This is a genomic window from Variovorax sp. 20P10.2.4 (assembly GCF_058244205.1).
This window is the reverse complement of sequence record NZ_JBZAYE010000067.1, coordinates 1-19,890: the sequence shown is the minus strand read 5'-3', so window position 1 is coordinate 19,890 and position 19,890 is coordinate 1. Positions and strand designations below refer to the sequence as shown.

The window sequence follows — 19,890 nt, the reverse complement described above, 5'->3', positions numbered from 1 at the left end:
GGCCAACCTGCTGCGCCACTGGCTCGCGCGCACGCATGGCCGCGCACCGAGCGCGGCGCAGCTCGACCAGCTGCTCGACCAGGTCCGCGCCTGCACCACGCGCGGCCACCGGATCCACCTCAAGGTGGCCGACGGTTTCGCCGAACGCAGGGGGGAACGGCTGCATTGGTACAATGCCCCGCCCTCGCCAGCAGCCTCGCGCTGACAGCCTGCGGGGCGCCGCCTTCGCTGCATGCGCCGCATATGGTTGAAGCGCGGGATTTTTCTTCTCTCAGAATTCACCCATGGCATTGATCGTTCACAAATACGGCGGCACGTCGATGGGCTCGACCGAGCGCATCCGCAATGTCGCCAAGCGCGTCGCCAAGTGGGCGCGCGCCGGCCACCAGATGATCGTGGTCCCGAGTGCCATGAGCGGCGAAACCAATCGCCTGCTCGGCCTGGCGAAAGAGCTCGCACCCAGCAAACCGGCCGAGGCGCACAACCGCGAACTCGATATGCTCGCCTCCACCGGCGAACAGGCCTCGTCGGCGCTGCTGGCCATCGCGCTGCAGGCCGAGGGCGTGGAGGCCGTGAGCTATGCAGGCTGGCAGGTGTCGGTGCGCACCGACAGCTCCTACACCAAGGCCCGCATCGAGAGCATCGACGACGCCCGCGTGCGCGCCGACCTCGCGGTCGGCCGCGTGGTCGTCATCACCGGCTTCCAGGGCGTGGACGATGCCGGCAACATCACGACGCTGGGCCGTGGCGGCAGCGACACCTCGGCGGTGGCGATCGCGGCCGCGATGAAGGCCAACGAGTGCCTGATCTACACCGACGTCGACGGCGTCTACACCACCGACCCGCGCGTCGAGCCCGATGCGCGCCGCCTCTCGACCGTGAGCTTCGAGGAGATGCTCGAGATGGCGAGCCTGGGCTCCAAGGTGCTGCAGATCCGCTCGGTGGAATTCGCCGGCAAGTACAAGGTGCCGCTGCGCGTGCTGTCCAGCTTCACGCCCTGGGACATCGACATCAATGAAGAGGCCAAGTCCGGCACGCTGATCACTTTCGAGGAAGACGAAAACATGGAACAAGCCGTCGTATCCGGCATCGCTTTCAACCGCGACGAAGCCAAGATCTCGGTGCTCGGCGTGCCCGACAAGCCGGGCATCGCGTATCACATCCTCGGTGCGGTGGCCGATGCCAACATCGAAGTCGACGTGATCATCCAGAACCTCAGCAAGGACGGCAAGACCGACTTCAGCTTCACGGTGCATCGCAACGAGTACGCGCGCACCGTCGACCTGCTGCAGGCCAAGGTCATGCCCTCGCTGGGCGCGACCGAGATCGTCGGCGACACCAAGATCTGCAAGGTCAGCATCGTGGGCATCGGCATGCGCAGCCACGTGGGCGTGGCGAGCAAGATGTTCCGCGTGCTGAGCGAAGAGGGCATCAACATCCAGATGATTTCGACCAGCGAGATCAAGACCTCGGTCGTGATCGACGAAAAATATATGGAGTTGGCGGTGCGCGCGTTGCACAAAGCCTTCGATCTGGACCAACCAGCCGCCTGAGTGATGGCATAATCTCGGCTTCTTTCAGGAACTGTGACCGAGTGGCCGAAGGTGCTCCCCTGCTAAGGGAGTATGGGGTGTAGAGCCTCATCGAGGGTTCGAATCCCTCCGGTTCCGCCAAGACCCGTGCCGAGGACGAAAGTCCAAGGACGGAAAAGCCCAGAAGCATCGCTGCTTCTGGGCTTTTTTCTTGGCCGCTCGGAATGCGCTCTGGGTGGCGCTTCCTTCTTTTCGTTCCTTCGCGGCCTGACAGCATGGCGGCGGTATCGCACCGCCGCCCGATCGCTTCGTCTACTGCCCGAGCGCCGACAGCGGTGCAGCGGGCATGGCGGGCAGCACCGCCGGCATGCTGTCCACCAGTCGCACTTCCAGCGGATCGCAGGGCGCGCCGTTCTGGCGGCCGTCGAAGCGCACGCGGATGTGCGAATGGGTCGCGCCGGTGATGGTGCCCAGGCGTCCGTCGCAGAACACGCGGCTGCCGCGTTGGAACTGCAGGCCGAAACGATCGTTGATCTCCTTGAAGCTCATCAGTACCTCCTGTTGTCGATGGGCTGGAGCGATGGTCGGGCTGTTTAACAAACGTTGCCGTCAGTTACCTGATGTCTTCGGCTGTAGGCCGAATCGCGCACGTGACGAAGGTCAAAACCTTAGCGCCGGACTGCCAAGCCTTGTGAATCGAGCCGCTCCAGCGCGTGGAGTGGGCGCGATGTGGCTGTGAAAACGTGAACTGTGAATCCCCAAGCGTGTGTTATTCACAAACAGCCAGTGCAAAACGTAACCTGATTCTTCTCTGGCATGCGGGGAGGAATTAACTTACGTAACTCGTCACATAAAAAAGGTACAGGGAGTGACAAACACATTGCAGGACAGCTTCGCCTGTCGCGTCAGCATGCCCATCGCCACGGCCGAAGAGCGGTGTTTTCGTTATGTTCCGGCGGTCGCCATCTTTCGCCGGATTCCACCCGAGACGCTCGACACCTGGTTGATGCCCAATGGAAAGGCCCGCGGCGACCGTGAGCTCGCGAGCGAGGTCCTGATCGAGGTCAGGCACGCGGGCGACGACAGCGGCGCCACGCCGCAGCGTTTCGACCTGTCGGAGGTGCTCGACGTCGGTCGCGCCGCGTCGCTGTTCGTCTCGACCTTTCTCTCGAGCCTGCCGCGGCCCTGAGTCGGGCCGTCGGCCACCCGCCGGCGGCCCGAAGATCGGAACCTCCAGCGAAATCCCGCCGGATTGCTAGCAAATCATTTCCGCTTTTGCGCGGGAAGCGTGACTTTGTTCCGGCGGGAATGTTAACTTTTGTTGTCGATTTCGAGCGTGCGTCCTAAGATTGGTCGCACATGCACGCCCCATCCCTCGTTCTCGAACTGCCGGACCACTGGACCGGCGCTTTCGAACCCACGGTGAACGCCGACGGCTCCTGCGCCGGAGTGGCCGAGATCTTCCTGGACGGCGTCCCGCGCTGCGCCCTGGTGATTGCCGACCAGCCGACCTGGGACATCGCCTTCCAGCGCGCCCAGTCCAAGGCGGTCCAGTTCGTTCGCGCCTGGACCTGCAGCGCCGACTGAGCCCGGCTCGGTCCCGGCGCCGCGGCGCTCAGCAGGTCACGCCGCCGTCGATGACCAGGCTCTGCCCGGTCATGAAGGCCCCCGCGCGCGAAGCCAGGAACACCGCCGCGCCCGCGATCTCGTCGGGGTCGCCGATGCGGCGCAGCGGCGTGCTCTCGGTGCGGCGGCGCAGGTTCTCGGGGTCTTCCCACAGCGCGCGCGCGAAATCGGTCCTGATCAGGCCCGGCGCGATGCAGTTCACGCGCACGTTGTGCGGCCCGTACTCCACCGCGAGGTTGCGCGCGAGCTGGAAGTCGGCCGCCTTCGAGACGTTGTAGGCACCGATCACGGGCGAGCCACGCAGGCCGCCGATCGACGAGACGATGATGATCGAGCCTTCCTTGCGCTCGATCATCTGCGGCACCGCGAAGTTGATCAGCCAGTGGTTGGCGATCACGTTGTTCTCGAGGATCTTGCGGAACTGGTCGTCCTCGATGCCGGCCAGCGGGCCGTAGTAGGGGTTCGAGGCGGCATTGCACACCACGATGTCGACGCGCCCGAGCTGGCGCGTGGTCTCCTCGACCAGGTGGCGCAGCTCTTCCTTCGACGAGATGTTGGCCGGGATCGAGATCGCCGCGCCCGCGCCGTGCGTGGCGTTGATGGCGTCGCGCACCTCGGCGCAGGGCTCGGGCTTGCGCGACGAGATCACGACCTTCGCGCCGTGCTCGGCCAGGCGCTCGGCGATGGCGCGGCCGATGCCGCGCGAGGAACCGGTGACGATGGCCACCTTGCCGGCCAGCGAGAACAAGGACATGGTTTTGTGTCTCCTCGAAGTTGTCAGTCCGCGTAGCGCCCGTACTCCATGCGCGCGATGGAGCGGTTGTGCACCTCGTCGGGTCCGTCGGCCAGCCGCATCGTGCGCATGCTGGCGTACTGCTTGGCCAGGCCGAAGTCGGTGGTGACGCCGGCCGCGCCATGGGCCTGGATCGCCATGTCGATGATGCGCAGCGCGGTGCGCGGCGCCGCCACCTTGATCATCGCGATCTCCAGCCGCGCCACCTTGTTGCCCACGCGGTCCATCAGGTCGGCCGCCTTGAGGCACAGCAGGCGCGTCATCTCGATGTCGATGCGGGCCTCGGCCACGCGCTGCTCCCACACCGACTGGTCGGCGATGCGCTTGCCGAAGGCGGTGCGCGACTGCAGCCGGCGCACCATCTTCTCGAGCGCCACCTCGGCGCTGCCGATGGAGCGCATGCAGTGGTGGATGCGCCCGGGCCCGAGCCGGCCCTGCGCGATCTCGAAGCCGCGGCCCTCGCCGAGCAGCAGGTTCGCCGCCGGCACGCGCACGTCGCGGAACACCACCTCGGCATGGCCGTGCGGCGCGTCGTCGAAGCCGAACACCGGCAGCATGCGCACGATCTCGATGCCGGGCGTGTTCAGCGGCACCAGGATCTGCGACTGCTGCGAATGGCGCGGTGCCTCGGGGTCGGTCTTGCCCATCACGATGGCGATCTCGCAGCGCGGATCGCCCACGCCCGAGGACCACCACTTGCGGCCGTTGATCACGTAGTGGTCGCCGTCGCGGCGGATCGAGGTCTCGATGTTGGTGGCGTCGGACGAGGCCACGTCGGGCTCGGTCATCAGGAAGGCCGAACGGATCCGGCCTTCGAGCAGCGGCTGCAGCCAGCGCTTCTTGTGCTCGTCGCTGCCGTAGCGGATCAGCACCTCCATGTTGCCGGTGTCGGGCGCCGAGCAGTTGAAGACCTCGGAGGCGAAGCTGACCTTGCCCATCTCCTCGGCGCAGACGGCGTACTCGAGGTTGGTGAGGCCGGCGCCCTTGTAGGGGCTGTCGGAGGGCACCGAATCGAGCGGCAGGAACAGGTTCCACAGCCCGGCCTCGCGCGCCTTGGCCTTGAGCTCCTCCACGATCGGCACGACCTGCCAGCGGTTCTCGCCGAAGCCCTGCATCTGCGCCATGTAGGTGGGCACGGCGGGGTAGACGTGCGCCTTCATGAACGCGATCACGCGATCGCGCCAGTGCACTTGCTTGTCGGACAGGGTGAAGTCCATGACGGTCTCCTCTTTTTTCGTTGGTCGGATCCGGCGCGAGCCGGGCCTGGCGACGATAGCAAGGGCGCCGTTCCAGTACAAACCGGGCATTCCAAAATGGTGGAACATAGGTGACTCGCATGGCTGATGCCGATGAATGCGCGAATACTTGTTCTTCGATTCCTGCTCGGTATCATCGCGGCCCACCGTCCTTCCCGCCGCCGAAGAAGCTTGCCCCCATGACCGCCGTCACCGCCCGCGAGCCGCAGACCGCGCGTTTCCAGGAAAAGCGCGATGCCATCCTCAACGCGGCCGCGGCGCAGTTCAATGCGCAGGGCGTCAAGGGCGCGACCCTGGCCGGCATCGCGGCCAGCGTGGGCCTGGTGACCAACAGCGTCACCTACTACTACCGCAAGAAGGAAGACCTGGCCACCGCCTGCTTCCTGCGCGCCATCGTGCTGTTCGACGGCATCGCCGAGGCCGCGGCGCGTGAGGCCACGGTGGAGGCGCGGGTGCGTGCCTTCCTCGCGGGCCATGCCGCGCTGCTGGCGGCGGTGGCGCTCGGCGAGCATCCGCCGGTGGTGGCCTTCAGCGACGTGCGCGCGCTGCCGAGCCCGCAGCTCGAGACCGTGCACACCGCCTACACCGGCATGTTCCGCCGCGTGCGCGGGCTGCTCAAGGACGAGGCCACGGCGCATTGGCCGCGCGAGATGCGCAATGCGCGCACCCACCTGCTGCTGTCGCTGGTGCACTGGCTGCCGGCCTGGTTCGACCGCTACGAGGAGGCGCAGTACCCGCGCATGATCGCGCGCGTGGCCGACATCGTGCTCCATGGGCTCGGCGCGCCGGCGGCGCGATGGGAGGCGGTCGCGCTGTCCGACGAGGCGGTGCTGCACGCGCCCACCGACAACGCCGCAATGGATGCCTTCCTGCGCGCGGCCACCGCGCTGCTCAACGAGCAGGGCTACCGCGGCGCCTCGGTCGACAAGATCTCGGCGCGGCTCAATGTCACCAAGGGCTCGTTCTATCACCACAACGACAACAAGCTGGACCTGATCTCGGCCTGCTTCGAGCGCACCTTCGAGGTCATCCGTCGCGCCTTCGACCTCGCCGAGCAAACGGGCGGCAGCGGCTGGCAGCGCGCGGGCCTGGCCGCGCGCATGCTGGTGCGCTTCCAGCTCTCGGCCGAGGGCCCGCTGCTGCGCCTCTCGTCGACCAGCGCGCTGCCCGAGGCGGCCGACCGCGCGCGGATTCACAGGACGCTGCAGCAGCGCATCGAGCGCATGGCGGCGATGCTGGTCGACGGTCTCGTCGACGGATCGCTGCGGCCGCTCGATGCCGCGATCGCGGCGCAGCTGGTGGTGGGCCTGATCAACGGCGCGGCCGAGCTGCACCGCTGGGTGCCCGATGCGAGCGAGGCCTCGGTGGTCGAGCTCTACGTGCGGCCGATCTTCATGGGCTTGCTCAACGAGGCGAACGCGGCCGCCTGAAGCGCAGCAGGGCTCACATGCGCGCGCGATGCGCCTCGTAGCCGGGCTCGAGCTCCACGTCCATCGACTGCAGGAAGCGGCTTACGCAGACATAGAAGCTCGCGGTCAGCACCAGCTCGACCACGGCCGCGTCGTCGAAGCCGCGCGCCCTGAGCTGCGCCACGGTGGCCGCCGAGGCCGAGGGACCGCGCGTGACCTCCTCGGCGAGCTGCAGCACCGCGCGCGCGTCGGCATCGAAGAGATCGCTGTCGCGCCAGTGCGCGAGCGCGTCGATCTGCGCCTCGCTCACGCCGGCTTCGGTGGCCATCGGCAGGTGGTGGGCCCATTCGTAGGCGGTGCCCGAGAGCTGCGCGCCGCGCAGGATCATCAGCTCGCGCAGCAGCCGGGGCGTCTTCGCATTCAGGCGCAGCGGCCAGGCGAAGTCGAGCCAGCCGCGGAACAGCTCGGGCGCGGTGCCCAGCACGCGGTAGAGATGGGGAAGGTGGAAATCCGGCCCGCGCGCGGCGCGCACGCGGTCGAACAGCGCGGCGGCGGCGGGATCCTCGGGATGCTCGGGCAGCAGGGGAACGCGGGGCATGGCGCTGGCTCCTCGGTCGGTGGATGTCAGGCGGTGCGGGTGTCGGGCCGCAGGCCGGGCGAGGGCACGTTGCCGGCCGTGGCGCCCGCGTCGACCGGCAGGATCACGCCCGTGACCCAGCGCGCCTCGTCGCTCGCGAGGTAGGCCACGGCCTGGCCCACGTCCCAGCCCGAGCCCTCGGTCTGCAGCAGCGAACGCTTGCGGCGCTGCTCGCGCACCTCGGGCGTCATGCGGCCCGCGACCATCGGCGTGTAGACCATGCCGGGCGCCACGCAGTTGACGCGGATGCCCTCGACGCCGTGGTGCGCGGCCATGGCGCGGGTCATGTTGACCACCGCGCCCTTCGAGGTCGGATAGAGCAGCGCCGGCGTGCCGCCGATCAGGCCCGCGACCGAGGCGATGTTGACGATGGCGCCGCGGCCCAGCTTGCGCATCTCGGGGATCGCGTACTTCGCCATCAGCATCATCGAGGTGACGTTGACGCGCAGCGCGTGGTCCCATTCCTCGAGGTCGAGATCGACCGCATTGCCGGCCGGCCCGCCGATGCCGACGTTGTTGACCAGGATGTCGACCCGGCCCCAGGCCTCGACCGCGTGGGCCACGGCCTGGCGGCACTGCGCGGCGTCCGACACGTCGCAGGCCAGGGCGAGCGCGCTGCCGCCCTCGGCCGCGATCATGCGTTCGGTCTCTCGCGCGCAGTCGAGTTGCGCATCGAGCAGCAAGACGCGCGCGCCGCGGCGCGCGAGCAGCAGGGCGGCGGCGCGGCCGTTGCCGATCTCGGCGCTGCGCGAGCCGGCGCCGGTCACGATCGCGACGCGGCCTTCGAGGCTGCTGCCGGCGGCTTCGGCATGGGGTGTGGAGGCGGTGGATGTGTTCACGGTGCGGGCGCGGAGCCGGGGACGGTGGAGGGAATGGTCCGCAGCTTAAGTCGCGAGGCTGGCACCGACGAACGGTGTTTCTCCCAGGGTGAATCGTTTCATCGATCGGTGTAGGGCGCTCGGACGGACCACCGTGGTGGAGGATCAGGCCGCGCGCTTGCGCGGCTTCGGGGCGGCCTGCGCGGGCGCCTGCCCGCACGAGCCGCGCAGCACGAACCGCATGGGCGCGAGCACGCGGCGCGGCGGCGCATCGGGCGCGTCGCGCATGCGCTCGAGCAGCATCCTCACGCCGTCCTCGGCCGCGCGGTCGAGGTCCACCGTCACGCTGCTGATCGGCGGGCGGTGGCTGCGCGCGAAGTCGGGGTCGCCCAGGGTGACCAGCGAGATGTCCCGTGGAATGCGCAGGCCCTGCGCGGCGATGGCGTTGAGCACGTCGGCCAGCACGCTGGTGCCGAGCGTGACCAGCGCGGTGGGGCGCACCGGGCCCTCGAGCAACTGCGTGACCGCGTCGAAGGCGGGGCTGGTGGAGGTCGGCAGCCGCACGATGTGCGCGGGCCGCGCCGCCAGGCCGCTGGCCTCGAGCCCGGCCTCGAAGCCCTCGATGCGGCGGCGCATCGGCCGGTTCTGCATGTCGGCCACCACCAGGCCCATCTCGCGATGGCCCAGGCTTGCGAGGTGCAGCACGGCCTCCGTCACGCCGCGCGGATGGTCGAACAGCAACTGGTCCTGCGCCACGTCCATGTCGCGGTCGAGGATCACGGCCGGGATGCCGAGCTTCTCGACCGCCTCGAGCACCGCCGGGTCGCGCTCGTTGCCCGGCGCGATGATCACGCCGTCCATGCGGCGGCCCTGGAACATCGCGAGGATCTCGAGTTCCCACTGCGGATCGTTGAGGCTGTTGGCCAGCAGCACCATGTAGCCGGCCTCGCGCAGCTTGGCCTCGAAGGTGCGGTAGAGCTTGGCGTAGAGCGGGTTGGCGACGTCGGTGAACATGCAACCCACCGTGCGCGAACTGCGCGAGCGCAGCGCCTGCGCCGCGTGGTTGAGCCGGTAGTCGAGCTCGCGCATCGCGCGCTCGACGCGCTCGCGCAGCGCGGGGCTCACGTTCTCGACCTTGTTGATCACGCGCGAGACGCTGCCCAGCGACACGCCGGCGAGCGTGGCCACGTCCTTGATGCTCGCCTTGCCGGCCTTGGGTTTCATGCGCAGTGCGGTGCTCGTGCCCGAAAGCGCGAGATTCTATGCAGCGGGGTCCGGCTCAGGGCGTTGCTGCCGCGGGTGCCACCATGCGCTGCAGGAAGGGCTGGCGCGCGAACACCGCGTCGCGCGGACCGGCATCGACCACGCGGCCGGCCTCCATCAGCACCACCGCGTCGAAGCGCTCGAGCAGGCTGAGCCGGTGCACCGAGGCCACCACGCAGGCGCGCGGAAAGGCCTGCGCGATGCGCTCGAGCACGCGCGCCTCGGTGGCGGCGTCGAGCGCGCTCGTGGGTTCGTCGAGCAGCAGCAGCGAGCTGCCCTGGGCCGCGAGCACGCCGCGCGCCAGGCACAGCCGCTGGCGCTGGCCGCCCGAGAGGTTGAAGCCGCGCTCCGACACCGCCGTGTCGAGGTCGCCGTGCGTGGCGGCCAGCACTTCGTCGAAGGTGCTCGCATGCAGCGCGGCGCGCAGCGCGTCGTCGTCGAAGGGCAGGCCGAAGGCGAGGTTCTCGCGCACGCTGGCCTCGAACAGCTCGGTCTCCTGCGGGATCAGCGTGGCGATGCGGCGCAGCTGCGTCCAGTCGGCGGGCTGGCCGTCGAGCGCGAGCACGCCGCCCTGCGGCGCGTAGAGGCCCGCGAGCACGCGCAGCAAGGTGCTCTTGCCGCCACCGCTCGGGCCGACCAGCGCCACGCGTTCGCCGCGCCGCAAGGCGAGCGACACCGCGTGCAGGCCGCCGCGCGGGCGTTCCTCGCCGGGGACCGTCGTTGTTGCGGGTGCGCCGCCGCGCGGCGCGTAGTTCCAGTCCAGCGCATCGACGGCCAGCGTCTGCCACGCCGCCTCGGCATCGATGCGCTCGGCTGCGGGTACCTGCTCGGGTGGCGTGGCCAGCGAGTCGCCCTTCGGCGAGTCCCAGATCGGCGCGGCGCTGCCGTAGTCGGTGTGCATGCGCGCGAAGAAGCTGAAGTTGGCCGCCACCGAGGTGACCACGCCCGCGGCCTGCTGCGCGTACTGGTAGATCATGAACACGCCGCCCAGCATCACGGCCTGGCCCGGCGTGCGCGACTGCCAGACGTAGATGACCACCAGCCCCCAGGTCAGCGCCAGGCCCATCAGGTCGACCGCGAACCACTTGCCCTCGTTGAGCACCACGGTGCGCTTCAGCGGTTCTGACACCGCGCGCATGCGCCGGCGCAGCAGCAGCCGCGAGGCGCCCTGCAGCCGCAGTCCGATCACTGTCGAGGCATTGCCGAGGAAGTCGAGCAGCGCCGCCACGTAGCGGCGGTCGGCATCGTTCTCGGTGCGCGCCAGCCGCATCAGCGCGCGGTCGATGCGCAGGATCACGACCGCGATCAGCACGTAGCCCGCGAGCGCCGTGGCCCCGCTGGTGCGCGACAGCAGCGCCAGCGCCACCAGCGGCCCGACGAAGTTGACGAGGTTGGTGAGCCAGATGAACTGGTTCTGCGCGAAGTCCGACAGCGCGCGGCTGGCCTGGTGTACCCGGTGCTGCAGCTCGCCCGAATGGTGGCCGTCGTGCCAGGCCAGCGGTGCCGCGGCGATGCGCGCATAGAGCTGGTCGGCCAGCGTCTCGCGCACCTTCACGCCCACGTTGCGCTCGAGGATGCGGCCCGGCCCGTGCAGCGCCCAGGCGCCCACGTAGACCCCGGCCAGCGTGGCGATCCAGCGGCCGGCGCCACCGAAGTCGCCGCGCTGCAGCGCATTGATGGCCTGGCCCGCGAGGTAGGGCAGGGTGAGGCGGATCAGCTGCGAGCTGGCCAGCAGCGCGGTGGCGCCCAGCAGCTGGCCTCGCGCGCCGGCGGCGAAGTGCCACAGGGCTGCATAGAGTTCGCGGATGGCGCTGCCGGGCCGGGTGCTCGTGGATTGCATGGGGGCAGTGTGCCCAAGGCCGAGGGTCGCCCGGCGTAGGAGCGCGGCACGCGCGCGTCGCTGATCCGCAACGAGGCGATGCAAAAGTAACTTTATGTATGGTTAAATCCGCCGCAACTTACGCGAAGTAGAGGACGAGGGATCCCATGAAGCTGCTGTTGAGCCTTGCGTGCGCGGTCGTGGCCCTGGCCGGCTGCGTCAGCACGCCGCCGACGCCGACCGAGCCCGGAACCGGCCGCGGCCTGTCCTATGTGCCCATGGTGGCGATGCAGGGCGTGGACAAGGCGCGCTACGACGCCGACGTGGCCGACTGCCGCACCTCCGCCCTGCGCATCACGGCACGCAACGAGGACAACAACGGCATGTGGGCCGCCTTCGGCCTGGGCCTGATCACGGTGCACGGCCAGGGCATCGCGGGCGCCGCCGCCTGGACCAGCGTTGCCGCGGTCGTGGCCGACATGACTTCGCGCCCGCCCGAAGCCGTGATCGCCGAGCACCAGCAGATCGCCGTGGTCCATTGCATGGCCAAGCGCGGCTACCGCAACCTCGACCCGAACGTGCGCGACAGCTTCTATGCCTACGGCTACTCGCCGGTCGAGTCGTTCGCGCCGCGCCGCACCGGCGTCGACACCTACAACGTCGAGCGGATCGCGAAGAATGGCCGCTGCAACCTGCAGCCGCGTGCCGAGCTCACGGCCAAGGGGCCGGGCTACGAGGCCTACACCGTGCCGTGCGAGAACGGCGGCAGCTGGGCCGTGCGCTGCGAGTTCGGCCAGTGCCGCGTGCTGGCGCAGGCGCCCATGCGGCGCTCCTGAACCGGGTTCGACCGGCCAATAAAAAAGCGGCGCCTCGGCGCCGCTTTTTCGTTGGGCTGGTTCAACGCCAGACGTAGTGCCCGCGCACCAGCCGGCCGTGCTCGCGGTGGGCCGGCACCCAGACCTTGTGCTTGCGGTGGTGGGGTGCCATGTGCGGCCGGTCGTAGCCGGGGCCGCCATGGGGCTGGGCCATGACGGCGCCGGAGGAAGCGAGCAGGCCGAGGGCGGCCGCGAGGATGAAGAGGGTCTTTTTCATGTTGGAGTCCTTCATGGGAGTGGATGCGCGGCGAAGCACCGTCGCAGGGGCTTCGATCCGCACGGTGGAACCTTAGTTCGCTTCGGTGACGGCGTCGCGTAGGCGCTCGCGCAGTCCGCGCGCGGGCGTGCGGCCCTTGAAGGCGTGCAGCTCAGTTCACGACCAGCCCGCGCAGCGCGGGATCGGCCGGCGGCGGCTTCAGGTCCATCTCGTGCAGGGTCTTCACCAGCAGCTCGGCGATCATCAGGTTGCGGTGCCGCTTGCTGTTGGCCGGGATCACGTGCCAGGGCGCATGCGCGCTCGAGGTCGCGGCCAGTGCCTTGTCGTAGGCGCGCTGGTAGGCATCCCACTTGGTGCGCACCTCGAGGTCGGCCATGCTGAACTTCCATTCCTTGCCGGGCGTGTCGATGCGTGCCTGCAGCCGCTGGCGCTGCTCCTCCTTGTCGATGTGCAGCATGCACTTCACGATGGTGGTGCCGGTCTCCACGAGCAAGCGCTCGAAGTCCTCGATCTGCGCATAGCGGCGCTTGGTCTCGGCCTTGTCGATCCAGCCCTCGACCACCGGCACCAGCACGTCCTCGTAGTGGCTGCGGTTCCACACCATGACCTCGCCGGTGCGCGGCACCACGGCATGGCAGCGCCACAGGTAGTCGTGCGCGCGCTCCTCGTCGTTGGGCGCCTTGAAGGCGCTCACGCGCACGCCCAGCGGCGAGGTGCGCGAGAACACCCAGCGCACGGTGCCGTCCTTGCCGCTGGTGTCCATGCCCTGCAGCACCACCAGCAGTTTGCGCCGGCCTTCGGCATGCAGCAGGTTCTGCAGTTCGTCGAGCTCGATCGCCAGGGCGTCGAGGCGGTCGCGCTGCGCGGCCTCGTTGCCCTTGAGGAAGGGCGTGTCGCCGGGATCGATGCGGGAAAGCTGGAACTTGCTGCCGACGCGGTACTTCTTGAAGCTGGCCATGGCCTGCGGTCTCCGTTGAATGAACGAAGGCCACAGGGTACGCGATGCACGCGCCGCGGCTGTCAGCGCTCGTCGGGATCGATCGAGGCGCTCCAGCGGTTGTCCCACTCGGCATGGCGCGCCGCGTCGTCGAGCACGCGCCGGTCGCGCTTGGTCGGGCGCCCCTGCTCGATGGCGAGCGCGGGTTCGCTGCCCATGCGGCGCTGCTCGCGGAAGGCGGCTTGCGCCGCCAGGCTCTCGGGCGTTTCCTCGTAGAGCTGCTGGGCCACGGGCGCCGGGCCGCGCTGGCCGCTGAGGCCGCGCACGGTGACGGTGCGGGTCAGCGGGCCGAGCCGGATCGAGACGGCGTCGCCGACCTTGACCTCGCGCGAGGCCTTGGCGACATCGCCGTTCACCAGGATGCGGTTCTTGCCGATCTCCTCGGCCGCCAGCGAGCGGGTCTTGAAGAAGCGGGCGGCCCAAAGCCATTTGTCGATGCGAAGACGATCCATAAATCAGGAGGTGTGCCGGTCCAGGGGCAGGTGCACGACGGCGTCGAGCCCGGCGATATTGTCCCGCGTGTCGGGCCCCGTGCGGTTGTCGAGCGCGATCCGGCCGTCGAGCGCGAGCACGATCTCGCGGCAGATCGCGAGGCCCAGGCCCGAGCCGCTGGCGCTGTCGCCGGCCGAGAAGGGCGCGAACAGCCGCTGCCGCAGCTCGGCGGAGATGCCCGGGCCGCTGTCGCGCACCCGCAGCATCGCCTCGCCGGCCTCGGCACGCACCGCCACCGACAGCGCGCCGCCGGCCGGCGACTGCTTGATCGCGTTGTGCAGCAGGTTGCGCGTGAGCTCCTGCAGCATCCAGCGGTGGGCGCGCACCGGCACCGGCGCGTCGGCATCGAGCTCGAAGTCGAGCGCCTTGTCGGCGATCAGCGGCGACAGGTCGAGCACGATCTGGCGTGCCACCTCGGCCAGATCGAGCCGCACCGACTCGGGCTGCTGGCGCAGCTGCTCCACCTTGGCCAGCGAGAGCATCTGGTTGGCCAGCGCGGTGGCGCGGTCCACGGTCTGATTGATCTCGACCAGCGCCTGCTCGGGCGCCAGGTCGCCGCGCCGCGCCGACTGCACCTGCGCCTTGAGCACCGCCAGCGGGGTGCGCAGTTGGTGCGCGCTGTCGCGCACGAAGCGCTTCTGGTGGTCGAGCAGCCGCTGCAGCCGTCCCATGACCTCGGTGGTGGCATCGATCAGCGGGCGCAGCTCGCGCGGCGCATCGGGCGCGTCGATCGGCGAGAGGTCGTCGGCGGCGCGCCGGTCGATCGCCTCGCCGAGCTGGCGCACCGGCCGGGTCGCGCGCTGCACCACGAACACGGTGACGGCCGCGATCACGCCCATCAGCAGCAGCTGGCGCCACAGCGTGTCGAGCAGCAGCTTGCGCACCAGGGTCTCGCGCAGCTCCAGGGTCTCGGCCACCTGCACCACGGCCATGCCGCGACCGCGCGCGCTGGCCACCGGCTGCAGCAGCACGGCCACGCGCACCGGCTGGTCGCGAAAGCGTGCGTCGTAGAAGTCGACCAGCGCGGCATAGGGCGTGCGATCGGGAATGCGGCCGTGCCAGAACGGCAGCTCGGCGAAGCCCGAGATCATCTCGCCCTGCAGCGTGGAGACGCGGTAGAAGAGCCGGCTGCGGTTGTCCGCCTCGAAGGCCTCGAGCGCCGAGTAGGGCACGATCGCGCGCAGCTCGGCTCGCTCGTCGTAGCCTTCCACGTCGAGCTGTTCGCCGATGGTCTTGGCCGAGGCGAGCAGCGTGCGGTCGTAGGCGGTGGTGGCGGCGGCCAGGCTCTGGCGGTAGAGGCTCACGCTGTTGATCACGATCAGCAGCGCGACCGGCGCGAGGATGCCGAACAGCAGCCTCGCGCGCAGCGACAGGTTGGTCGTCATTGCTCCGCGCGAAGAAGGTAGCCGAGCCCGCGCAGCGTCATCAGCGCGGCGCCGGTGCCCACGAGCTTCTTGCGCAGCCGGTACACCACCACCTCGACCGCCTCGTACTGCACGTCGGTCTCGCCCGGGAACACCAGCTCGAACAGCCGTTCTTTGGTGAGCGCGTGGCCGGGCTTCATCATCAGCGCCTTGAGCAGCGCGAGCTCGCGCTGCGTGAGCTCGAGCACCTCGGCGCGGTGGTAGATGGCGCCGCTGTCGGGCTCGAAGCGCAGGCCGCCGACCTCCTGCGGATTGAGCATCGGGTCGGGCCCGGCATTCTGGTTGCGCCGGCGCAGCGCGCGGATGCGGGCCTCGAGCTCGTCGAGGTCGAAGGGCTTGGGCAGGTAGTCGTCGGCGCCGGCATTGAGCCCGACGATGCGGTCGCCCACGGTGCCGCGCGCGGTCAGCAGCAGCACGGGCGTACGCAGGCCCTCGGCGCGCGCCTGCGCCAGCACCTGCAGGCCGTCGAGGTTGGGCAGGCTCAGGTCGAGCGCCACCACATCGGGCTCGACCGCGCGCCAGTGTTCGAGCGCGAGCGCGCCGTCGCCGCAGACCCGCACGTCGATCTTGCGGCGCGCGAGGCTGCGCTGCAGCGTGACCTGCATCGAGGGATCGTCTTCGACCAGCAGCAACTTCATGGATCGGGGCGGCCCGCGGGCGCGCGCGCACGGGGACTCGGGGCGGGGTGGGCTTCGGTGTTTTCCCCAGTCCGGTGGACAGCCAACTGACAGCGGGGCGGCGCATGATAGCGGTTCAGGTCCAAGTCAGGTTCCGTTCCTTTTCCCCCTCAGGAGACACCAACGATGCGTCGCGATACCTTTTTGAAGTCCCTGGCCGCGCTGGCCGCCGCCGGCGCGCTGCCGCTGTCGGCACGCGCCGCAGCCAACGTCAAGATGATGATTCCCGCCAACCCCGGCGGCGGATGGGACACCACGGGTCGCGCGCTGGGCAAGGCGCTGACCGACGCCAAGGTGGCCGACACGGTGGCCTACGACAACAAGGGCGGCGCCGCCGGCGCACTGGGCCTGGCCCAGTTCGTCAACGGTTCCAAGGGCGATCCGAACGCGCTGATGGTCATGGGCTCGGTCATGCTGGGCGGCATCATCACCGGCAAGCCGCCGGTCAAGCTCGAGCAGGCCACGCCGATCGCGCGCATGACCACCGAATACAACGTCTTCGTGCTGCCCTCGAACTCGCCGTTCAAGACCATGAAGGACGTGGTCGAGCAGCTCAAGAAGGACCCGGGCAGCGTGAAGTGGGGCGGCGGTTCGCGCGGTTCCACCGAGCACATCGCCGCGGCCATGATCGCGCAGAAGGTCGGCGCCGATCCCTCGAAGATCAACTACGTGGCCTTCCGCGGAGGCGGCGAGGCCACCGCGGCCATCCTCGGCGGCAACGTCACGATCGGCGGCAGCGGCTACAGCGAGTTCGCCGAATACATCGCGGCCGGCAAGATGAAGCCCATCGCCGTCACCTCGGCCCAGCGCCTGCCCGGCATCAACGTGCCCACGCTCAAGGAGCAGGGCATCGACGTGGAAATCGGCAACTGGCGCGGCGTGTACGGCGCGCCCGGCATCAGCGCCGATCAGCGCAAGGCCCTGACCGAGATGGTGCTGGCCGCGCTCAAGAGCGCCTCGTGGGCCGAGTCGCTCAAGAAGAACGACTGGACGCCGGCCGTGCTCTCGGGCGACGCCTTCAGCAAGTTCGTCGACGACGACTTCGCGAGCCTGCGCGCCATCATGGCCAAGTCCGGCATGGTCTGAGCCTCCGCTCCACCCAGCCCACACGGCGCGCTGTCCCTCACGACAGCGTGCCGTTTTCAAATCCAGCCCGTCTCGCTCGAATCCGGGAGCCAGAAATGACAACACCAAATCCCTCGATGGCGCCGCCCGACCCAGGCGCCGCCCCCGCCGCACCGTCCGCGCCATGGCCTCAAACGGTCGTCGGCGTCGGCGTGCTGCTGACCGGCGCCGCGCTGGCCTTCGGCGCCATCGGCATCTCCTCCGAGGCCGGCTACGGCGGCGTCGGCCCCAACTTCCTGCCCTGGCTGGTGTCCATCGTGCTGATCATCTGCGGCGCCTGGATCACCTGGGAAGCGCGCAGCGGTGGCTTCCGCGAACTCGAGGCGCCCTCGGGCGACGACCGTGCCTACTGGCCCGGCTTCGTCTGGGTCTCGGCCGGGCTGCTGCTCAACGCGGCGCTGATCACCACCATCGGCTTCATCCTGAGCTGCGCGCTGTGCTACCTGCTGGCGGTGCAGGGCCTGCGCCGCGCGAGCGGCCAGGCGGCCGCCGGCTCGGCGCGCACCTGGGTGGTCGATTTCCTGACCGGCGTCGCGATCTCGGCGCCGGTGTTCTGGATGTTCACCAAGTTCCTGGCCATCAGCCTGCCGGGCCTCACTGCTACCGGGTGGATCTGACATGGACATCTTCAACGCCCTAATGAGCGGCTTCGCGGCCGCGATCACCCCGATCAACCTGCTGTGGTGCCTGATCGGCTGCGCACTGGGCACGGCCGTCGGCGTGCTGCCCGGCATCGGCCCCGCGGTGGCGGTGGCGATGCTGCTGCCGATCACCGGCAAGGTCGACATCACGGCCTCGATGATCTTCTTCTCGGGCATCTACTACGGCGCCATGTACGGCGGCTCGACCACCTCGATCCTGCTCAACACGCCCGGCGAAACCGCCAGCATGGTGACGGCGATGGAGGGCAACAAGATGGCCAAGAGCGGACGCGCGGGCGCGGCGCTCGCCACCGCGGCCATCGGCTCCTTCGTCGCCGGCACCATCGCCACCGTGGTCGTCACGCTGTTCGCGCCCTTCGTGGCCGACTACGCGGTGCGGCTCGCGGCGCCCGAGTATTTCCTGTTGATGCTGTTGGCCTTCACCACCGTGAGCGCGGTGCTCGGCAAGAGCACGCTGCGCGGCATGACGGCGCTGTTCGCGGGCCTCGCGATCGGCTGCGTCGGCCTCGACCAGATCTCGGGCCAGGGCCGCTACACGGGCGACATGCCCGAGCTGCTCGACGGCATCGAGATCGTGCTGGTGGCCGTGGGCCTGTTCGCGGTGGCCGAGGTGCTCTACGCGGTGCTCTACGAAGGCCGCGTGGTCGAGGGCCAGAACAAGCTGACCCGGGTGCACATGACCAAGCGCGACTGGAAGCGCTCGATCCCGGCCTGGCTGCGCGGCGCGGCCATCGGCACGCCCTTCGGCTGCATCCCGGCCGGCGGCACCGAGATCCCGACCTTCCTGAGCTATGCCACCGAGAAGAAGATGGCGAAGGACGCGGACGCCAAGCAGGAGTTCGGCACCACCGGCGCCATCGAGGGCGTGGCCGGTCCCGAGGCCGCGAACAATGCCACCGTGACGGCCGCGCTGATCCCGCTGCTCACGCTCGGCATCCCGACCTCGAACACCACGGCCATCATGCTGGGCGCGTTCCAGAACTACGGCATCCAGCCGGGCCCGCAGCTGTTCACCACCTCGGCCGCGCTGGTGTGGGCGCTGATCGCCTCGCTCTACATCGGCAACCTCATGCTGCTGGTGCTGAACCTGCCGATGGTGGGCCTGTGGGTCAAGCTGCTCAAGATCCCGAAGCCGCAGCTCTACGCCGGCATCCTGATCTTCGCGACCGTCGGTGCCTACGGCATGCGCCAGAACACCTTCGACCTGTTCCTGCTCTATGCCATCGGCCTGCTGGGCGTGGTGATGCGGCGCTTCGACTTCCCGACCGCGCCGGTGGTGGTCGGCATGATCCTGGGCCCGCTGGCCGAGGCCAACCTGCGCAACGCGATCTCGATGGGGCAGGGCAGCCCGGTGGTGTTCTTCCAGCGGCCCGAGTCGATCGTGATCGTCATCGTGATCGTCGCCGTGCTGGTGCTGCCGCGCGTGGCCAAGCGCATGAGCGAGAAGAAACTCGCGCGGCTCGCGGCCTCGAGCTGAGGCCGGTCGCCAACCGACACAGCGCCGCGGGCAGCGATGCCCGCGGCGCTTTTTCTTTGGGTTGCCGCCCTGTGCGCGAACACGAACGGTTTCAGACAGCGGCCGAATTTCATAAAATGAGAACTATTCTTATTCGTTGATGGGTGCCCGGCACTCGTTGGAGAAGTGCCATGGCCGCGGCCGAATCCGCCTTGCAGCAGGAAGTCCGAAGCTTGTACAGCGACCATCACGGCTGGCTGCAAGGCTGGCTGCGCCGTCGCCTGGGCAATGCCTTCGATGCCGCGGACCTCGCGCACGACGTCTTCCTCCGCCTGCTGGCGCGCCGCGAACCCGTAGGCATGAAGGAGCCGCGGGCCTACCTCTCGTCGGTGGCGCGCGGCCTGGTGATCGACCACTGGCGCCGCCGCGAGCTCGAGCAGGCCTGGCTCGAAACCCTCGCGCAGATGCCCGAGGCCACAGCGCCTTCGCCCGAGCAGCGCTTGCTGATCCTCGAGGCGCTGGTCGAGATCGACCGCATGCTCGACACGCTCAAGCCCGTCGTGCGCACGGCCTTCCTGCTGGCCCAGTTCGACGGCCTGAGCTGCCGTGAGATCGGCGAGCGGCTGGGCGTCTCGCTCGCCACGGCCGAGCGCTACGTGGCGAAGGCGCTGCGCGCCTGCTACGCGTTCCGCTTCGAAGCATGAGCGCTGTTTTGCCGGACAACGTGATCGACGCCGCCATCCTGTGGTCGGTGCGGCTGGCCCATGGCGAACCCACGCCGAAGATGCAGCGCGCGCACGCGCAATGGCTGG

General features: G+C 69.3%; 22 protein-coding genes and 1 tRNA gene. 11 read left to right on the top strand and 12 right to left on the bottom strand.

Going from position 1 to position 19,890, the window contains the following annotated elements; all coding sequences use genetic code 11:
- The 3 genes from AC27VN_RS09550 to AC27VN_RS09540 all read left to right on the top strand — a co-directional run.
- On the top strand, positions 1-205 hold a 205-nt coding region (locus AC27VN_RS09550), incomplete at its 5' end, for a TilS substrate-binding domain-containing protein (protein WP_490876400.1).
- Positions 206-284: 79 nt separating this feature from the next.
- A complete protein-coding gene (locus AC27VN_RS09545) occupies positions 285-1,553 on the top strand; it encodes an aspartate kinase (protein WP_057594462.1) in 1,269 nt (422 codons plus the stop codon).
- 27 nt (positions 1,554-1,580) lie between these two features.
- Positions 1,581-1,673: transfer RNA gene (locus AC27VN_RS09540), tRNA-Ser, on the top strand.
- A gap of 171 nt (positions 1,674-1,844) precedes the next feature.
- On the opposite strand, the gene AC27VN_RS09535 is transcribed toward AC27VN_RS09540, so the two are convergent.
- Positions 1,845-2,081 carry a hypothetical protein gene (locus tag AC27VN_RS09535; RefSeq protein WP_093344293.1) on the bottom strand — a complete coding sequence of 79 codons (237 nt, stop codon included), beginning with the start codon at positions 2,079-2,081 and terminating at the stop codon, positions 1,845-1,847.
- A gap of 331 nt (positions 2,082-2,412) precedes the next feature.
- On the opposite strand from AC27VN_RS09535, the gene AC27VN_RS09530 reads away from it, so the two are divergent.
- Together AC27VN_RS09530 and AC27VN_RS09525 are read left to right on the top strand one after the other, a co-directional pair.
- Positions 2,413-2,721 (top strand): hypothetical protein, encoded by a 309-nt coding sequence (locus AC27VN_RS09530; RefSeq protein WP_490876399.1) that lies wholly within the window; start codon positions 2,413-2,415, stop codon positions 2,719-2,721.
- A gap of 170 nt (positions 2,722-2,891) precedes the next feature.
- The gene (locus tag AC27VN_RS09525; protein WP_490876398.1) at positions 2,892-3,119 is read left to right on the top strand and encodes a hypothetical protein; all 228 of its coding nucleotides are present in this window, start codon (positions 2,892-2,894) and stop codon (positions 3,117-3,119) included.
- Between the two features lie 28 nt (positions 3,120-3,147).
- Here the strand turns inward: AC27VN_RS09525 and AC27VN_RS09520 are convergent, their stop codons facing one another.
- Complete coding sequence (locus AC27VN_RS09520; RefSeq protein WP_490876397.1) at positions 3,148-3,912, bottom strand: SDR family NAD(P)-dependent oxidoreductase; 765 nt, start codon at positions 3,910-3,912, stop codon at positions 3,148-3,150.
- Positions 3,913-3,935: 23 nt separating this feature from the next.
- Positions 3,936-5,168, bottom strand: a complete 1,233-nt coding sequence (locus tag AC27VN_RS09515) for an acyl-CoA dehydrogenase family protein (RefSeq protein WP_490876396.1) — start codon at positions 5,166-5,168, stop codon at positions 3,936-3,938.
- A gap of 218 nt (positions 5,169-5,386) precedes the next feature.
- Here AC27VN_RS09515 and AC27VN_RS09510 point away from each other — a divergent pair, with 218 nt between their 5' ends.
- Positions 5,387-6,637: a TetR/AcrR family transcriptional regulator gene (locus AC27VN_RS09510; RefSeq protein ID WP_490876395.1), complete on the top strand. Its 1,251-nt coding sequence runs from the start codon at positions 5,387-5,389 to the stop codon at positions 6,635-6,637.
- A 13-nt stretch (positions 6,638-6,650) separates the two neighbouring features.
- Here the strand turns inward: AC27VN_RS09510 and AC27VN_RS09505 are convergent, their stop codons facing one another.
- From AC27VN_RS09505 to AC27VN_RS09490, 4 genes are all read right to left on the bottom strand, one after another.
- Positions 6,651-7,214: a carboxymuconolactone decarboxylase family protein gene (locus AC27VN_RS09505; protein ID WP_490876394.1), complete on the bottom strand. Its 564-nt coding sequence runs from the start codon at positions 7,212-7,214 to the stop codon at positions 6,651-6,653.
- Between the two features lie 26 nt (positions 7,215-7,240).
- Positions 7,241-8,092 carry an SDR family NAD(P)-dependent oxidoreductase gene (locus AC27VN_RS09500; RefSeq protein ID WP_490876393.1) on the bottom strand — a complete coding sequence of 284 codons (852 nt, stop codon included), beginning with the start codon at positions 8,090-8,092 and terminating at the stop codon, positions 7,241-7,243.
- A gap of 144 nt (positions 8,093-8,236) precedes the next feature.
- Complete coding sequence (locus tag AC27VN_RS09495) at positions 8,237-9,295, bottom strand: LacI family DNA-binding transcriptional regulator (protein WP_490876392.1); 1,059 nt, start codon at positions 9,293-9,295, stop codon at positions 8,237-8,239.
- A 55-nt stretch (positions 9,296-9,350) separates the two neighbouring features.
- Positions 9,351-11,174: an ABC transporter ATP-binding protein gene (locus AC27VN_RS09490; RefSeq protein WP_490876391.1), complete on the bottom strand. Its 1,824-nt coding sequence runs from the start codon at positions 11,172-11,174 to the stop codon at positions 9,351-9,353.
- A gap of 146 nt (positions 11,175-11,320) precedes the next feature.
- On the opposite strand from AC27VN_RS09490, the gene AC27VN_RS09485 reads away from it, so the two are divergent.
- On the top strand, positions 11,321-11,989 hold the full coding sequence (locus AC27VN_RS09485) for a hypothetical protein (protein ID WP_093344280.1): 669 nt from the start codon (positions 11,321-11,323) through the stop codon (positions 11,987-11,989).
- A 61-nt stretch (positions 11,990-12,050) separates the two neighbouring features.
- Here the strand turns inward: AC27VN_RS09485 and AC27VN_RS09480 are convergent, their stop codons facing one another.
- The 5 genes from AC27VN_RS09480 to AC27VN_RS09460 form a co-directional block, all read right to left on the bottom strand.
- On the bottom strand, positions 12,051-12,245 hold the full coding sequence (locus AC27VN_RS09480; protein ID WP_143129176.1) for a hypothetical protein: 195 nt from the start codon (positions 12,243-12,245) through the stop codon (positions 12,051-12,053).
- A gap of 151 nt (positions 12,246-12,396) precedes the next feature.
- Positions 12,397-13,203, bottom strand: coding sequence for a PPK2 family polyphosphate kinase (locus tag AC27VN_RS09475; protein ID WP_057596507.1), 807 nt, complete (start codon positions 13,201-13,203; stop codon positions 12,397-12,399).
- Positions 13,204-13,265: 62 nt separating this feature from the next.
- Positions 13,266-13,694, bottom strand: coding sequence for an RNA-binding S4 domain-containing protein (locus tag AC27VN_RS09470; protein WP_490876390.1), 429 nt, complete (start codon positions 13,692-13,694; stop codon positions 13,266-13,268).
- Positions 13,695-13,697: 3 nt separating this feature from the next.
- A complete protein-coding gene (locus AC27VN_RS09465; RefSeq protein ID WP_398497221.1) occupies positions 13,698-15,119 on the bottom strand; it encodes a sensor histidine kinase in 1,422 nt (473 codons plus the stop codon).
- Positions 15,116-15,796, bottom strand: a complete 681-nt coding sequence (locus AC27VN_RS09460) for a response regulator (protein WP_490876389.1) — start codon at positions 15,794-15,796, stop codon at positions 15,116-15,118. Before AC27VN_RS09460 ends, AC27VN_RS09465 begins: the two co-directional genes overlap by 4 nt.
- Before the next feature lie 165 nt (positions 15,797-15,961).
- On the opposite strand from AC27VN_RS09460, the gene AC27VN_RS09455 reads away from it, so the two are divergent.
- From AC27VN_RS09455 to AC27VN_RS09440, 4 genes are all read left to right on the top strand, one after another.
- A complete protein-coding gene (locus AC27VN_RS09455) occupies positions 15,962-16,921 on the top strand; it encodes a Bug family tripartite tricarboxylate transporter substrate binding protein (RefSeq protein ID WP_296800647.1) in 960 nt (319 codons plus the stop codon).
- A gap of 116 nt (positions 16,922-17,037) precedes the next feature.
- On the top strand, positions 17,038-17,577 hold the full coding sequence (locus tag AC27VN_RS09450) for a tripartite tricarboxylate transporter TctB family protein (protein WP_490876401.1): 540 nt from the start codon (positions 17,038-17,040) through the stop codon (positions 17,575-17,577).
- Between the two features lies 1 nt (position 17,578).
- Complete coding sequence (locus tag AC27VN_RS09445; protein WP_093344269.1) at positions 17,579-19,099, top strand: tripartite tricarboxylate transporter permease; 1,521 nt, start codon at positions 17,579-17,581, stop codon at positions 19,097-19,099.
- A gap of 170 nt (positions 19,100-19,269) precedes the next feature.
- Positions 19,270-19,782 (top strand): sigma-70 family RNA polymerase sigma factor, encoded by a 513-nt coding sequence (locus AC27VN_RS09440; protein ID WP_490876388.1) that lies wholly within the window; start codon positions 19,270-19,272, stop codon positions 19,780-19,782.
- Positions 19,783-19,890 lie beyond the last annotated feature (108 nt).

What these genes read in the sequence shown, in the direction of transcription:
- AC27VN_RS09545 (WP_057594462.1), top strand. Translation starts at nt 285, where the DNA reads ATGGCATTGATCGTTCACAAATACGGCGGCACGTCGATGGGCTCGACC.
- AC27VN_RS09535 (WP_093344293.1), bottom strand. Translation starts at nt 2,081, where the DNA reads ATGAGCTTCAAGGAGATCAACGATCGTTTCGGCCTGCAGTTCCAACGC.
- AC27VN_RS09525 (WP_490876398.1), top strand. Translation starts at nt 2,892, where the DNA reads ATGCACGCCCCATCCCTCGTTCTCGAACTGCCGGACCACTGGACCGGC.
- AC27VN_RS09520 (WP_490876397.1), bottom strand. Translation starts at nt 3,912, where the DNA reads ATGTCCTTGTTCTCGCTGGCCGGCAAGGTGGCCATCGTCACCGGTTCC.
- AC27VN_RS09515 (WP_490876396.1), bottom strand. Translation starts at nt 5,168, where the DNA reads ATGGACTTCACCCTGTCCGACAAGCAAGTGCACTGGCGCGATCGCGTG.
- AC27VN_RS09510 (WP_490876395.1), top strand. Translation starts at nt 5,387, where the DNA reads ATGACCGCCGTCACCGCCCGCGAGCCGCAGACCGCGCGTTTCCAGGAA.
- AC27VN_RS09505 (WP_490876394.1), bottom strand. Translation starts at nt 7,214, where the DNA reads ATGCCCCGCGTTCCCCTGCTGCCCGAGCATCCCGAGGATCCCGCCGCC.
- AC27VN_RS09495 (WP_490876392.1), bottom strand. Translation starts at nt 9,295, where the DNA reads ATGAAACCCAAGGCCGGCAAGGCGAGCATCAAGGACGTGGCCACGCTC.
- AC27VN_RS09490 (WP_490876391.1), bottom strand. Translation starts at nt 11,174, where the DNA reads ATGCAATCCACGAGCACCCGGCCCGGCAGCGCCATCCGCGAACTCTAT.
- AC27VN_RS09485 (WP_093344280.1), top strand. Translation starts at nt 11,321, where the DNA reads ATGAAGCTGCTGTTGAGCCTTGCGTGCGCGGTCGTGGCCCTGGCCGGC.
- AC27VN_RS09480 (WP_143129176.1), bottom strand. Translation starts at nt 12,245, where the DNA reads ATGAAAAAGACCCTCTTCATCCTCGCGGCCGCCCTCGGCCTGCTCGCT.
- AC27VN_RS09475 (WP_057596507.1), bottom strand. Translation starts at nt 13,203, where the DNA reads ATGGCCAGCTTCAAGAAGTACCGCGTCGGCAGCAAGTTCCAGCTTTCC.
- AC27VN_RS09470 (WP_490876390.1), bottom strand. Translation starts at nt 13,694, where the DNA reads ATGGATCGTCTTCGCATCGACAAATGGCTTTGGGCCGCCCGCTTCTTC.
- AC27VN_RS09465 (WP_398497221.1), bottom strand. Translation starts at nt 15,119, where the DNA reads ATGACGACCAACCTGTCGCTGCGCGCGAGGCTGCTGTTCGGCATCCTC.
- AC27VN_RS09460 (WP_490876389.1), bottom strand. Translation starts at nt 15,796, where the DNA reads ATGAAGTTGCTGCTGGTCGAAGACGATCCCTCGATGCAGGTCACGCTG.
- AC27VN_RS09455 (WP_296800647.1), top strand. Translation starts at nt 15,962, where the DNA reads ATGCGTCGCGATACCTTTTTGAAGTCCCTGGCCGCGCTGGCCGCCGCC.
- AC27VN_RS09450 (WP_490876401.1), top strand. Translation starts at nt 17,038, where the DNA reads ATGGCGCCGCCCGACCCAGGCGCCGCCCCCGCCGCACCGTCCGCGCCA.
- AC27VN_RS09445 (WP_093344269.1), top strand. Translation starts at nt 17,579, where the DNA reads ATGGACATCTTCAACGCCCTAATGAGCGGCTTCGCGGCCGCGATCACC.
- AC27VN_RS09440 (WP_490876388.1), top strand. Translation starts at nt 19,270, where the DNA reads ATGGCCGCGGCCGAATCCGCCTTGCAGCAGGAAGTCCGAAGCTTGTAC.